This is a genomic window from Archangium minus, from assembly GCF_044360475.1.
GTDB lineage: Bacteria > Myxococcota > Myxococcia > Myxococcales > Myxococcaceae > Archangium > Archangium minus.
In genome coordinates, this window is the sequence record NZ_CP043494.1 from 5,462,439 (window position 1) to 5,477,974 (window position 15,536).

Annotated in this window: 3 protein-coding genes (1 of these 3 only partly in view); all 3 read right to left on the bottom strand. The window is 68.5% G+C overall.

Going from position 1 to position 15,536, the window contains the following annotated elements:
* Tightly spaced (each overlapping or abutting the next), the 3 genes in view from F0U60_RS22480 to F0U60_RS22490 form a layout consistent with a single transcriptional unit that may run on beyond the window.
* Positions 1 to 2,445 (bottom strand): penicillin acylase family protein, encoded by a 2,445-nt coding sequence (locus F0U60_RS22480; protein ID WP_395823130.1) that lies wholly within the window; start codon positions 2,443 to 2,445, stop codon positions 1 to 3.
* Positions 2,442 to 3,860, bottom strand: a complete 1,419-nt coding sequence (locus tag F0U60_RS22485) for an MFS transporter (RefSeq protein WP_395823132.1) — start codon at positions 3,858 to 3,860, stop codon at positions 2,442 to 2,444. The genes F0U60_RS22480 and F0U60_RS22485 overlap by 4 nt, the downstream gene beginning before the upstream one ends.
* On the bottom strand, positions 3,857 to 15,536 hold the 3' end of the coding sequence (locus F0U60_RS22490; protein WP_395823134.1) for a non-ribosomal peptide synthase/polyketide synthase. 20,996 nt of this gene lie beyond the right edge of the window; the window shows 11,680 of its 32,676 coding nt (coding positions 20,997–32,676); its start codon lies beyond the right edge, outside the window; its stop codon occupies positions 3,857 to 3,859. The genes F0U60_RS22485 and F0U60_RS22490 overlap by 4 nt, the downstream gene beginning before the upstream one ends.

Genomic DNA, 15,536 nt, shown 5'->3' on the forward strand with positions numbered 1-15,536 from the left:
TCACCCCTGCTTCGCGAGCGCGGTGGCGGGCTGGAGCGTCAGCGTGCCCTCCGCGTGGGTCTCCACCTGCTGCCGCGTGAAGAGCAGCGGGTGGAACTCCACGTTCTGGCTCATCTCCATCATGTCGTCGCGGTGCGGGTGGTACAGGTGTTCGCTCTGTCCCGGGGTGTGGATGCCCACCGACTTCGAGAAGTCATTCAGGTCGATGATCATCCGGAGCGCCGTGCCGTGGACGACCTCATACGGCCTGCTCCACAGGAAGGACGAGCCGTCCACCGAGTAGTTGTCACCCCGCGCGGGCAGCGTCTTGCTGTTGAACGCGCGCCGCACGAACGCCGGGCCGATTCGCCCCAGCGGCGCGTTGATGAACGTGACCGTGTGCACTCGGCCCCATTGCCAGCCGGCCATGTCCGGCCCGTACTTCTGGCTCATCCACTGCACGGCCTCGGCGAAGCTGCGGCGCACCAGCTCGTCCCGCGTCTCCTTCTTCTTCCCGGGCGTCTTCGAGTCCTGGAACCACTCGCTGTCGGGCTTCTCCATCAGCCCGATGACCCAGGGCATGTGCATGCTGCCGTGGCGCTCGTACTCGCTCGCCAGGTAGCGATTCACCAGCTCCTTGCCGAGCTTGTTGCTCAGCAGGTTGCGCAGCAGGGTGATGTACCAGCTCTGGAACACCGTCGCGCCGATGCGGTCCGTCTCGAAGCGCAGATCCCACGACTTCACCTCTTCGAGCGCCTTCGTCTGCAGGGCGTCCGCCGGCTGCGCCGCTGCCAGCAGGTAGGGCCGTAGCGCCTCGGCTGGCAGCGAGTACGTCTCCGCCTGGATGCGGCGCATGTCCTCGACGGTGTGCTTCGTGCTCGCCGCCAGCAGATCCGTGATGCGCTTGGCGCGGTACCCTGGGAACCAGTTGTGGGCGATCAGGTAGGGGTAGTCGTCCGAGGTGATCTTGTTGTTCGCCGTAGCCGCGAAGCCCGCGGGCGGGTTGAGCGAGGCTGGGAGATCCTGGAAGGGAATCCACCCCTGCCACTCGTACTCGCCCGTCCAGCCCGGCACCGGCACGAGCCCCTGGTGCCCCGCGGCGCGGATGGGGATCTTCCCCGTGGCCTGGTAGCCGATGTTGCCCTCGACGTCCGCGTACACGAAGTTCTGGCCCGGGCTCTCCCAGAGCTCGAGCGCCGCGCGGAAGTCCTTCCAACTCCCCGCGGTGTTCATCTGCAGGAGCGCCTGGAGCAGCGGCCCGCTGTCGTGCAACGCCCAGCGCAGCGCCAGGGGCTCGGAGTCCGGCTTCACCTGGGGGCCGAGCACGCTGTTCATGAGGGGGCCGTGCCGGGTGAGGCGGATCTCCAGCGGCACCGGTGCGCCCCCCTTCACCGGAATCTGCTCGCGGAGGACCTCCAGGTCGTGCCACTCGCCCTTGAACTCGTAGCGCTTGGGGGCCTTCGGGTCGTCCAGCTTCTCGATGTAGAAGTCCTGGGTGTCGGGGCCCAGGTTGGACATGCCCCAGGCGATGCGCCCGTTGTGGCCGACCACCACCATGGGGACGCCCGGCAGCGTGAAGCCCACCACGTTGAAGCGCCCACCGTGCAGGCCGCTCTCGTACCAGGTGGAGGGGAGCCCCAGGCCGATGTGCACGTCATTGGCCAGCAGGGGCTTGCCGCTCGCCGTGCGGTTGCCGTGCACCACCCAGTTGTTGCTGCCCGAGACGATGTTCGGGTCTCCCAGCAGCGCGTCCACCTTGTCCAGTCCCTCCAGCTTCGTCACGCCGGCCAGGCCTCGGAGGTTCATGGCCTCGGGCGGCACGATGAGCGGCGTCTCCGGCGCGTGCGAGGGGAGGATCATCGCGGTGAGCTCCTCGCCCACCTCCGCCAGCAGGCGCGCCCGGAACAGTTCCAGCCGGTGGTTGCCACCCAGCGCGAGCGCCAGCATGTTGCCTCGCGTCAGGATGTCCACCGGCGTCCAGGGCGCCGGGGTGACGCCGAAGATGGAGCACTCGAGCGGCAGCGGCTCGGCCTTCAGGCGCGCGTTCACGCCCTCGGCGAAGGCCTCCGCGATGGTGCGCGCCTCACCCTGGACATGGGCCCAGGCACGCTCGGCGGCCCGCCGCAGGCCCATGGTTCGCATGATGCGATCCACGGGCAGCGCGCCCGGACCCATCATCCCGGCCAGCGTGCCATCGGAGATCCGGCGGCCCATCTCCATCTGCCAGAGCCGATCCTGCGCCTGCACGTAGCCCTGGGCGAAGAACAAGTCATGCTCGTCCTTCGCGAAGATGTGCGGCACGCCCCATTTGTCCCGGATGATCTCCACGGGCCCGTTGAGTCCCGGAGCCGTCAGCGCCCCCTGCGTGCGCGGCCAGCGGCCACGGGCCAGGAAGGGACCCACGCCGGGCGTCGCCGCCGCCACCACCGGCGGGAGCATCTTGAGCATCTGCCACAGCTTCTTCATGACTTCGAGCCTCCAGAGGCGGCGGAGAGAGCGGGCTCGCCCTCGGCACCGGGGTTTTCAGGCAGGTGGGTGACGGTCTTGTCCGGGACGGCATCCGGCAGCTCGCTCTCCAGGTTGCGCACGCGCGGGGACATCCAGACGACGAGCACGTTCACCGCCATCAACACGCCCATGACGACGAACAGGAAGCCGATGCCGCGTCCGGGGCCCGTGCCCACCACGCGCCCGACACTCCCCGCGAGCGCGCCACCTGGAGCCAGCAAGGGCTCGAAGACCCGGTCCGCCAAGGGGCCTGACAGCAGCGTGGCCACGGGCGACACCGCCATGGCGATCATCCGGCGCACGGCGAAGACGCGTCCCTGTACGCCCTGGGCCACCTTGCGCTGCCAGATGCTCTGGCTGGTCCCCATCATCAGCGGCATCGTGAAGAGGAACAGCCCCGCGCACAGCGTGACGACGAGCGTGCTCGCGGGCAGACCGCCTCCGAGCAGCACGAGGCCAGACATCAACTGGAAGCCGAGCACGCCCCGGACCAGCCGCTTGGGGCCTCCCCAGATGCTCATGGTGATGGCTCCCGCCAGCATGCCCAGGCCCGCCAGCGAGAGGATCAGCCCCAGCGTCTCCGCGTTCGAGAAGCTCAGCACCAGCGGCGTGATGAGCACCGTCACCAGCCCGTAGAGCAGGTTGGGAAGGATGGAGGCCATCAGCAGCCCGAGCAGCCCGGGCCGCGTCCGGATGAAGTTCCAGCCGTAGGCCACCTCCTTCAAGAGCGAGGGCTTGTCCGCGGTCTGCTGGGTCGAGGGAGGCAAGGACGGGAAGCGGACGAGCAGCAGGCTCCCCACGGCGATGACGTAGCTCGCCAGGTCGATCAGCACCACGCCCTGCAACCCGATGCGGACCACCAACGCACCCGCGAGCACCGGCGCGATGATCTGGCTGGCTCCGTTGGCCAGCTCGAGCATGCCGTTGGCTCGGCCCAGGTGCTGCTTGGGCACCAGCTGCGACGTGGCCGCGGCGAGCGCCGGACCGCGGATCGCCGCGAAGAGCGAGCTCAGCGCGAACGGCAGGTAGAAGTGCCAGGTCTCGAGCTTCCAGTAGCCAGCCTCGCCCGCGGCGATCAGCCCCCAGATGAAGAGCGAGCAGATGCCCGCGCCTAAATCACTGAGCAACAGCGCCGTGCGGCGGTTCCACCGATCCACCAGCGCACCGGCAATGGGCGACAGCAGGACGTACGGCACGGTGGCAAAGAAGGTAACCAGCGACAGCTTGGTGATGGAGCCGGTGCGCTTGTACACCTCGATGCCGAGCGCGAAGCTGGTCAGCCCCGAGCCGATCAGGGAGAGCAACTGCCCCGCCCAGGTAATGCCAAAGGTCCGCATCGAGCCCTGAGGGGCGATGGGGGTGGGGGTACTCATGCCGCCTCCCGCTGATCCAACGTCTTCAAGTGATGGGTGAGCCGTTCCGCCAGGGGGGCGGCGTGGGGTTCATTCAGCATCGTGTGATGCGCTCCGGGCACTTCCTGGACCTCGAGCGCGCCGGTGATCCACGCACTCCAACCCAGTCGGCCGTCCGGCGCGACTCCCTCTGGTTGCGTACTGGCCTTGAATAGCACGGCGGAACCCGCGTAGGGGCGGGGCTCGTAGCTCTGCTGCGCTCGGATGTGGCGCATGAAGGTCTCGTAGAGGCGCCACGCCTGGTCGAGGTCGACCACGGCCCCGCCTCCCACGACACCCCTGGCCTGCTCCAGCACGTACGCCAGCCGCTCCCGGCCATTGAGTTGCAGCAGGCGCTCGGAGTCCAGCGGGAGGTCCCGCCAGGACAGCCCGAGGTTGTGGCAGAAGGCGCTCAGCAGGTTGACCTCGTCCACCTCGCCCTTCTTCCCGGGCGCGTGCGTGTCGAACAGGGTGAGCAGGTCCACCTTCTCGCCGGCGGCCTGGAGCTGCTGCGCCATCTCGAAGGCCAACACACCGCCGAACGACCAGCCGCCCAGGTAGTAAGGGCCGTGGGGCTGGACCTCGCGAACCTGTGCGACGTAGTGGCGCGCCATTGCCTCCACCGAGGCCGGCATTGGCTCGGCGCCGTCCAGCGCGGGATCGTGCAGCCCGTAGACCGGGCGATCCGCCCCGAGATGGCCGACCAGATCCGTGTAGCTCATGACGCCACCGCCGGCCGCGTGGACGAGGAACAGCGGCCGCAGGTGGGGCTCTCCGGCCTGTAGCTTCACCAGCGCGCGTGGAGCGTCCGAGGCGTCTTGCTGCTGACGCAGCGCCTCGGCGAGGAGCTCGATCGTCGGGTTCTGGAAGAGGGTGAGCACGCTCACGCGCCGCTCCAGGACCTGGAACACGCGGGACGTCACACGCGTGGCGAGCAACGAGTGGCCGCCCAGCTCGAAGAAGTTGTCCCGAATGCCGACGCGAGGCACCGAGAGCACCTCGGCCCAGATGCCCGCGAGCAGCTCCTCGATGGGCGTGCGCGGGGCGATGTACTCGGAGCCGGAGACCGTGGCCTCCGGAGTTGGCAGCGCCCTCCTGTCCACCTTGCCGTTGGGCGAGAGCGGCAACTGCTCGAGCACCACGAAGGCGGAGGGCACCATGTACTCGGGCAGGTGCTGCTTGAGGTGGGCACGCAGCTCCGCCGTGGTGGGCGCTTGCTGGCTCGAGGGCGCGAGGTACGCCACCAGCCGCTTGTCACCGGGCCTGTCCTCGCGAGCGATGACGATGCTCTGGCGTATGCCGGGGTGCTTGTCGAGCACGGACTCGATCTCTCCCAGCTCGATGCGGAAGCCACGCACCTTCACCTGGAAGTCCGTGCGGCCGAGGTACTCGAGGTTGCCATCCGCGCGGTAACGCACCAGATCGCCCGTGCGGTACAGGCGAGCGCCGGCCTCTCCACTGAACGGATCCGGGATGAACTTCTCGGCGGTGAGCTCGGGGCGGTTGAGGTAGCCGCGCGAGACTCCCAGGCCACCGATGTAGAGCTCGCCCGGCACGCCGATGGGCACGGGCCGCTGGTGCTCATCGAGGACGTAGAGCTGAACGTTGGGCAGCGGCCTGCCGATGGGCGGACGCTGACCATTGGGGACGCAGGTGGCCATCGTGGCGCAGACCGTGGTCTCCGTGGGGCCGTAGCCGTTGAGGAAGCGGCGCCCAGGCGAGGCCCAGCGCGAGACGAGCTCGGGCGAGCAGGCCTCTCCCGCGGAGACGACGGTGTGCAGAGAGTCCAGCCCCTCGCTGGGGAGCAGCGCCAGCAGGGACGGGGGGAAGGTGACCACGTTGATGGCCTGCTCGCGCAGCAGGGCCACCAACCCGGGCCCCGGCATCAGCGCGTCCCGGCGAGCCAGGCAGAGCGTGGCGCCCGACAGCAGCGTGACGGCGACCTCGGAGACCGAGGCGTCGAAGCTGAACGAGGCGAACTGGAGCACGCGGCTGCCTGGGCGGATGCCGAACGCTCGCGCCTGGGCCTGGACGAGGTTGGGCACCCCGCGGTGCGGCACCATGACGCCCTTGGGCCGGCCGGTGCTACCCGAGGTGTAGATGATGTACGCGAGGTTGTCCGGCGTGGTCTGGTGCCGCAGCGGCGCATCCCCGTGGACGGACAGGGACTGCCAGTCGGTGTCCAGCCGGAGCACCTGTCCGGAGAACGCGGGCAGGGTGCCCACCAGGTGCGCCTGGGTGAGGAGGAGCGGCGCGCGGCAGTCCTCCATCATGAAGGACAGCCGGTCGGCCGGGTGCGCCGGATCGAGTGGCACGTAGGTTCCACCCGCCTTGAGGATGCCCATCAGGCCGATGACCATCTCCAGCGAGGGCTCGACGCAGAGGGCGACGGGGATGTCGGGCCCGACGCCGAGGCCCCTCAGTGCGTGAGCGAGCTGGTTGGCGCGCGTGTCGAGCTCCCGGAAGGTGAGCGACTGCTGCCCGAAGAGCACGGCGAGCGCGTCAGGCGTCCTCGCGGCCTGGGCCTCGAAGAGCTCGTGGATCGTGGCGTCGCGCGGGGCGTCAGCGTGGTGGGTGTCGTTCCACTCGACCAGCAGCTTGCGCTGCTCGGCCTCCGAGAGGAGAGACAGCTCGGAGAGCCGGGCCTCCGGGTGCGCCACGGCGGCCTCGAGCAGGATGCGCAGGTGCTCCATGGCTCGCACCACGGTGTCTCGCTCGAAGAGGTCAATGTTGTACTCGAGGCCTCCCGCGAAGCCCTCCGGCGTGTCGGTGAGCGCGAGCGTCCAGTCGAACTTGGACGTGCCGCCCGCCAGTGCCACCGGCTTTAGCGTGAGGTCCTGCCGCAGCCTCAACGCCTCCGTCGGCGCGTTCTGCAGGACGAACATCACCTGGAAGAACGGCGAGCGGCTGAGATCGCGCTGGGGCTGGAGCTGCTCGACGAGCTTCTCGAAGGGCAGATCCTGGTGCTCGTAGGCGGCCAGGGTGGTGTCACGCACCTGGAGCAACAGCTCACGGAAGGTGGCCTGGGGGGAGACGCGGGAGCGCAGGACGAGCGTGTTGACGAAGAAGCCGATGAGGCCCTCGAGCTCAGCGTCGCGGCGGCCGGCGATGGGCGAGCCGACGGAGATGTCGTCCTGGCGTGAGTAGCGGTGCAGCAGCACCTGGAAGCCAGCCAGCAGCGTCATGAACGGGGTGGCACCCAGGCGCATGGAGAGCGCCTTGATGGACTCGGAGAGCGCCTTGGGCAGAGCCACGCGCACGCTGTCACCCCGGAAGGTCTGAACCGGGGGACGCGGCTTGTCAGTGGGCAGCTCCAGGTGCGAGGGCGCGCCGGAGAGCTGCTGCTTCCAGAAGTGCAGCTGCGCGTCGAGGACTTCTCCCTGCAACCAGGAGCGCTGCCAGAGGGCGAAGTCGGCGTACTGGACGGGCAGAGCCGGTAGGGACGGCTGCTGGCCGGAAGCATAGGCCACATAGAGGGTGGCCACCTCACGCACGAGCACGCCCATGGACCAGCCGTCGGAGACGATGTGGTGCATCACGAACACCAGCAGGTGGTCGTCGGCACCCAGGCGCAGCAGGGTGGCACGCAGGAGCGGACCGTTGACCAGGTCGAAGGGGCGCAGGGCCTCCTGTCGGGCCAGGTCGCGAGCCCGAGTCTCACGCTCGGCGGCAGGCACCTCCTGGAGATCCACCACCTCGAGCGGGACGGAGAGGGAGGGCGCGATGACCTGAATGGGCTGACCGTCGCGGGCGGAGAAGGTGGTGCGCAGGGACTCGTGACGGCGCACGAGCTCCTCGAAGGCGCGTTGCAGTGCCTCGGTGTTCAAGGGGCCCGAGAGCCTGTTGGCGATGGGGAGGTTGTAGGCAGGGCTGCCGGGTTCGAGCTGATCGAGGAACCACAGCCGCTGCTGCGCGAAGGCCAGCGGGATGTCGCCTTCGCGAACGATGGAGCGCAGGCGCGAGGTTCGCGGCGCTCGGCGTGAGCGCTGGGCTTCGTCGAGCTTGAGCGCGAGTGCAGAGAGCGTGGGCGCTTCGAAGAGGGCGCGGACGGGCAGCTCTACCTGGAAGGCGGATCGCACGCGAGAGAGGACACGAGTGGCCAACAGCGAGTGGCCGCCGAGCTCGAAGAAGTGGTCTTCGGCGCCGACGCGAGGCACCCCGAGCACCTCGGCCCAGATGGCGGCGAGCTGCTCCTCGGTGGGGGTACGCGGAGCGATGTACTCGGTACCAGAGTCGGAGGGGGCCTCCGGGGCGGGCAGGGCCTTGCGGTTCACCTTGCCATTGGGCGTGAGCGGCAGTTGCTCAAGCACCACGAAAGCAGAGGGCACCATGTACTCAGGCAGGTGCTGCTTGAGGTGGGCGCGCAGCTCCGCGGTAGTGGGCGCCTGCTGGCCCGAGGGCGTGAGGTAGGCCACCAGGCGCTTGTCACCGGGCCTGTCCTCGCGAGCGACCACCACCACCTGGCGCACGCCCGGGTGACGGTCGAGGACAGTTTCGATTTCACCCAGCTCAATGCGGAAGCCACGCACCTTCACCTGGAAGTCGGTGCGGCCGAGGTACTCAAGGTTGCCATCGGCGCGGTACCGAGCGAGGTCGCCCGTGCGGTACATGCGCGCGCCCGGCGTAGAGCCGAACGGATCGGGCATGAACTTCTCGGCGGTGAGCTCGGGGCGGCCGAGGTAGCCGCGGGAGACACCGGCACCGGAGATGAAGACTTCACCGGGTACGCCCGTGGGCACCGGCCGCAGGCGCTCGTCGAGCAAGTAGACCTGAGTGCCGGAGATGGGCCTGCCGATGGTGGCGGGCTTGTCGGAGTGGCGGAGGGTGAAGGTGGAGTAGGTGGTGGTCTCGGAGGGGCCGTAGAGGTCGTAGACGAGGGAGAGGCCGGGCTGCTGGTAGAGCTGCTGGACGAGAGAGGTGGCAAGAGGCTCGCCAGCGAGGTTGACGACGCGGACGGAGGAGGGGAGGCCGCCGGAGCGAAGCAGCTCGGAGATGGCGGAAGGGACGGTGTTGACGAGCGAGACGCGCTGAGAGGCAGGGAGGTTGGGCAGCTCCAGGGCGTTGCCCGCGAGAATGACAGTGCCGCCGAGGCTCAGAGGGAGGAAGAGCTCGAAGACGGACAGGTCGAAGGCGATGGAGGTGGAGGCGAGCAGACCGGAGAGGAGCTGCGGAGAGAAGACAGAGCGAGCCCAGAAGAGGAAAGAGACAGCATTGCGGTGCTCAATAGAGACGCCCTTGGGGCGGCCCGTGGAGCCCGAGGTGTAGATGAGGTAGGCGAGGTTGCTGCTGAAGGCAGCATGTGCAGGGTTGCGGGTGCTGGCGCGAGAGAGGGACTCGGAGTCCTTGTCGAGCAGCAGCACGTGAGCGGAGTGGGGAGGCAGGTTGTTGGTGACGTCGGACTGAGCAACGAGGAAGCGCAGCTGGGCGTCTTCCACGATGAAGCCCAGACGCTCACGAGGGTAGGCCGGGTCGAGTGGGACGTAGAGGCCACCGGCCTTGAGGATGCCAAGCAGGCCCACGACGAGGTCAGCCGAGCGCCTGGCGCAAATACCAACAGGAGTCTCGGGACCCACGCCCAGGGAGCGTAGCGAGTGCGCAAGCTGGTTGGCGCGAGCATTGAGCTCGGCATAGGTGAGCGAGCGGGTACCGTCGACGAGGGCTTCGGCATCAGGCGTGCGCTCTACCTGAGCCTCGAAGAGCTCGTGGAGGGTGGCCTCGCGCGGGTAGTCGAGCGGGAGGTCATTCCACTGAACGAGGAGCTTGTGCTTCTCGGCGCTGGAGAGCAGGGGCAGCTCGGAGAGCCGGGTCTCCGGGCGCGCCACCGCGGCCTCGAGCAGGATGCGCAGGTGCTCGGTGGCACGCACGATGGTGTCGCGCTCGAAGAGGTCGACGTTGTACTCGAGGCCGCCGGTGAAGCCGTTGGGCGTGTCGGTGAACGCGAGCGTCCAGTCGAACTTGGATGTGCCACTGGACTGGGGCAGCTGACGCAGGGCCAGGCCCGGCAACTGGATAGCTTCCGCCGGCGCATTCTGCAGGATGAACATCACCTGGAAGAGCGGCGAGCGGCTGAGATCGCGCTGGGGCTGGAGCTCCTCAACGAGCTTCTCGAAAGGCAGGTCCTGGTGCTCGTAGGCGGCCAGGGTGGTGTCGCGCACCTGGAGCAGCAGCTCGCGGAAGGACATGCCAGAGGAGAAGCGGGAGCGCAGGACGAGCGTGTTGATGAAGAAGCCGATGAGGCCTTCGAGCTCGGTGCTGCGGCGGCCGGCGATGGGAGAGCCGACGGAGATGTCGTCCTGGCGCGAGTAGCGGTGCAGCAGCGCCTGGAAGCCAGCCAGCAGCGTCATGAAGGGGGTGACGCCCAGGCGCATGGAGAGCGCCTTGATGGACTCGGAGAGCGCCTTGGGCAGAGCCACGCGCACGCTGTCACCCCGGAAGGTCTGAACCGGAGGACGCGGCTTGTCGGTGGCCAGCTCCAGGTGCGCGGGAGCACCGGAGAGCTGCTGCTTCCAGAAGCGCAGCTGCGCGTCGAGGACTTCCCCCTGCAGCCAGGAGCGCTGCCAGAGAGCGAAATCCGGGTACTGGATGGGCAGGGGCGGCAGGGTGGGCTGCCGGCCCGCGGCGAAGGCGGCGTAGAGCGAGGCGACCTCGCGCACGAGCACGCTCATGGACCAGCCATCAGAGATGATGTGGTGCATGACCAGCACCAGCACATGGTCCTCGGAATCCAGGCGCAGCAGGCTCGTACGCAGGAGCGGGCCGTTGGCCAGGTCGAAGGAGTGCTGGGCCTCCTGACGCGCTAGCACCTGAGCTCGCGCCTCACGCTCGGCGACGGGCACGTCTCGTAGATCCAGGAGGTCGAGGGGGACGGAGAGTGCCGGAGCAATGAGCTGGACGGGCTGACCGTCGTGAGAGGAGAAGGTGGTGCGCAGGGACTCGTGACGGCGCACGAGCTCCTCGAAGGCGCGACGCAGGGCCTCGATGTCCAACCAGCCTGAGAGCCTGAGCGCGTAGGGGATGTTGTAGACGGGGCTACCGGGCTCGAGCTGATCGAGGAACCACAGCCGCTGCTGGGAGAAGGCCAGCGGGATGTCACCGGTGCGTGGAACGGACTTCAGCGGAGGCGCCTGCTGCGCACCGCGAGCCTGTCGGGTGTTCGCGTCGTCGATCCTTCCCGCGAGCGCGGAGAGGGTCGAGGCCTCGAAGAGGGCGCGGACAGGCAGCTCCACCTGGAAGGTGGTGCGCAGGCGAGAGAGGACACGGGTCGCCAGCAGCGAGTGGCCGCCCAACTCGAAGAAGTTGTCCTCGGCACCAACGCGGGGCACCCCGAGCACCTCGGCCCAGATGGCGGCGAGCTGCTCCTCGGTGGGGGTGCGCGGGGCGATGTATTCAGTCGCGGAGTCGGTAGGAGCCTCCGGAGTGGGCAGGGCCTTGCGGTTCACCTTGCCGTTGGGCGTGAGCGGCAGTTGCTCAAGCACCACGAAGGCAGAGGGCACCATGTACTCGGGCAGGTGCTGCTTGAGGTGGGCACGCAGCTCTGCGGTGGTGGGCGCCTGCTGGCCTGAGGGCGTGAGGTAAGCCACCAGGCGCTTGTCACCGGGCCTGTCCTCGCGAGCGACCACCACCACCTGGCGCACACCGGGGTGCTTGTCGAGAACGGTCTCGATTTCACCCAGCTCAATGCGGAAGCCGCGCACCTTCACCTGGAAGTCAGTGCGGCCGAGGTACTCAAGGTTGCCATCGGCGCGGTACCGAGCGAGGTCGCCCGTGCGGTACATGCGCGCGCCCGGCGTAGAGCCAAACGGGTCGGGCATGAACTTCTCGGCGGTGAGCTCGGGGCGGCCGAGGTAGCCGCGGGAGACACCGGCACCGGAGATGAAGACTTCACCGGGTACGCCCGTGGGCACCGGCCGCAGGCGCTCGTCGAGCAAGTAGACCTGAGTGCCGGAGATGGGCCTGCCGATGGTGGCGGGCTTGTCGGAGTGGCGGAGGGTGAAGGTGGAGTAGGTGGTGGTCTCGGAGGGGCCGTAGAGGTCGTAGACGAGGGAGAGGCCGGGCTGCTGGTAGAGCTGCTGGACGAGAGAGGTGGCAAGAGGCTCGCCAGCGAGGTTGACGACGCGGACGGAGGAGGGGAGGCCGCCGGAGCGAAGCAGCTCGGAGATGGCGGAGGGGACGGTGTTGACGAGCGAGACGCGCTGAGAGGCAGGGAGGTTGGGCAGCTCCAGGGCATTGCCTGCGAGGATGACAGTGCCGCCGAGGCTCAGGGGGAGGAAGAGCTCGAAGACGGACAGGTCGAAGGCGATGGAGGTGGAAGCCAGCAAGCCGGAGAGAAGCTCGGGAGAGAAGACAGAGCGAGCCCAGAAGAGGAAGGAGACGGCGTTGCGGTGCTCAATGGAGACGCCCTTGGGGCGGCCCGTGGAGCCCGAGGTGTAGATGAGGTAGGCGAGGTTGCTGCTGAAGGCCGCACGCGAGGGGTTGCTGACGGGAGCGCGCGACAACGTCTCCGCGTCCTTGTCGAGCAGCAGCATGTGAGCGGAGTGGGGAGGCAGGCTGTCGGTGACGTCGGACTGGGCGACGAGGAAGCGCAGCTGGGCGTCTTCCACGATGAAGCCCAGACGCTCGCGAGGGTAGGCCGGGTCGAGCGGGACGTAGAGGCCGCCGGCCTTGAGGATGCCGAGCAGGCCCACGACGAGCTCAGCCGAGCGCCTGGCGCAGATGCCGACGGGCGTCTCGGGCGTAACGCCGAGCGCACGCAGGCTGTGGGCGAGCTGGTTGGCGCGAGCATTGAGCTCGGCATAGGTGAGCGAGCGCGTGCCGTCGACGAGGGCCTCTGCATCAGGCGTGCGCTCCACCTGCGCCTCGAAGAGCTCGTGAATCGTGGCCTCGCGTGGGTAGTCGAGCGGGAGGTCATTCCACTGAACGAGGAGCTTGTGCTTCTCGGCGCTGGAGAGCAGGGGCAGCTCGGAGAGCCGAGTCTCCGGGTGCGCCACCGCGGCCTCAAGCAGGATGCGCAGGTGCTCGGTGGCACGCACGATAGTGTCACGCTCGAAGAGGTCGACGTTGTACTCGAGGCCACCGGCGAAACCGTTGGGCGTGTCAGTGAACGCGAGCGTCCAGTCGAACTTGGACGTGCCGCTCGACTGCGGCAGCTGGCGCAGAGTGAGGCCCGGCAGTTGGAGGGCTTCCGCCGGCGCATTCTGCAGGATGAACATCACCTGGAAGAGCGGCGAGCGGCTGAGATCGCGCTGGGGCTGGAGCTCCTCAACGAGCTTCTCGAAAGGCAGGTCCTGGTGCTCGTAGGCGGCCAGGGTGGTGTCGCGCACCTGGAGCAGCAGCTCGCGGAAGGACATGCCAGAGGAGAAGCGGGAGCGCAGGACGAGCGTGTTGATGAAGAAGCCGATGAGGCCTTCGAGCTCAGTGCTGCGGCGGCCGGCGATGGGAGAGCCGACGGAGATGTCATCCTGGCGCGAGTAGCGGTGCAGCAGCACCTGGAAGCCGGCCAGCAGCGTCATGAAGGGGGTGACGCCCAGGCGCATGGAGAGCGCCTTGATGGACTCGGAGAGCGCCTTGGGCAGAGCCACGCGCACGCTGTCACCCCGGAAGGTCTGAACCGGAGGACGCGGCTTGTCGGTGGCCAGCTCCAGGTGCGCGGGAGCACCGGAGAGCTGCTGCTTCCAGAAGCGCAGCTGCGCGTCGAGGACTTCTCCCTGCAACCAGGAGCGCTGCCAGAGAGCGAAATCCGGGTACTGGATGGGCAGGGGCGGCAGGGTGGGCTGCCGGCCCGCGGCGAAGGCGGCGTAGAGCGTGGCGACTTCGCGCACGAGCACGCTCATGGACCAGCCATCAGAGATGATGTGGTGCATCACCAGCACCAGCACGTGGTCCTCGGAATCCAGGCGCAGCAGGCTCGTACGCAGGAGCGGGCCGCTGGCCAGGTCGAAGGAGTATTGGGCCTCCTGGCGCGCTAGCACCTGGGCCCGGGCCTCACGCTCGGCGACGGGCACGTCTCGCAGATCCAGAATGTCGAGGGGGACGGAGAGTGCCGGAGCAATGAGCTGGATGGGCTGACCGTCGTGAGAGGAGAAGGTGGTGCGCAGGGACTCGTGACGGCACACGAGCTCCTCGAAGGCGCGACGCAGGGCCTCGATGTCCACCTTGCCCGAGAGCCTGAGCGCGTAGGGGATGTTGTAGACGGGGCTGCCGGGCTCGAGCTGGTCGAGGAACCACAGCCGCTGCTGGGAGAAGGCCAGCGGGATGTCACCGGTGCGCGGAACGGACTTCAGCGGAGGCGCTTGCTGCGCACCGCGAGCCTGTCGGGCGCTCGCGTCGTCGATCCTTCCCGCGAGTGCGGAGAGAGTCGAGGCCTCGAAGAGGGCCCGGACGGGCAGCTCCACCGCGAAGGCGGAGCGCAGGCGCGAGAGGACACGGGTCGCCAGCAGGGAGTGACCGCCGAGCTGGAAGAAGTCGTCCTCGGCACCAACTCGAGGCACCCCGAGCACTTCGGCCCAGATGGCGGCGAGCTGCTCCTCGGTGGGCGTGCGCGGAGCGATGTACTCGGCGTCGGAGGCCGTGACCTCTGGAGCGGGCAGGGCCTTGCGGTTCACCTTGCCGTTGGGCGTGAGCGGCAGTTGCTCAAGCACCACGAAGGCGGAGGGCACCATGTACTCGGGCAGGTGCTCCTTGAGGTAGGCGCGCAGCTCGGAGGCAGCGGGAGCCTGCTGGCCCGCAGTCACGACGTAGGCCACCAGGCGCTTGTCACCGGGCCTGTCCTCGCGGGCGATGACGACGCACTGGCGCACGGAGGGGTGCTTGTCGAGGATGGACTCGATTTCACCCAGCTCGATGCGGAAGCCGCGCAGCTTCACCTGCGAGTCGAGGCGGCCTGAGAACTCGAGGGTGCCATCGGCCAGCCAGCGCACCCTGTCACCGGTGCGGTAGAGGCGCGCGCCCGGAGTGAGGGCGAAGGGGTGGGGGACGAACTTCTCGGCGGAGAGCTCCGGGCGGTTGAGGTAGCCCCAGGCCAGGCCGTCGCCACCGATGTACAGCTCGCCATGAACACCCGGGGGCACGGGCCGCAGCCGCGCGTCCAGCACGTACACCTGGGTGTTAGAGATGGGGCGGCCGATGGACACGGTGTGGCCCACCTGCTCCTGACGCGTGAGGACGTTGCAGGTGGTGAAGGTGGTGCTCTCGGTAGGGCCGTAGCCGTTGACGAGCTGTCCACCCTGCGCCAGCCGCGTCTTCACGCGTTCCGGGGCGAGCACGTCACCGCCAGCGAGCACCTGGCGCACGTGGGAGAGCGCCTCGGGTTGCGTGGCCACCACCTGATCGAAGAGCGCAGCGGTGAGCCACAGGGTGGTGATGCCGTGCTTCTTCAGGGCTCGGCCCAGCTCCTCGATGGAGGGCGCGTGCGGGGGGAGGACGACGAGCTTGCCGCCGTGAAGCAGGCTGCCCCACAGCTCGAGCGTGGCGGCATCGAAGGAGATAGGCGCCAGCTGCAGCATGACTTCGCTTGGGCCGAAGTCAGCGAAGCGCGAGCCCATGACGAGGCGCACCACGCCTCGGTGAGGAATGCACACGCCCTTGGGCAGGCCCGTGGAGCCCGAGGTGTACATGACGTAGGCGAGCGCCTCGGGGCCCATGGCGATGCCCGGGGACGCC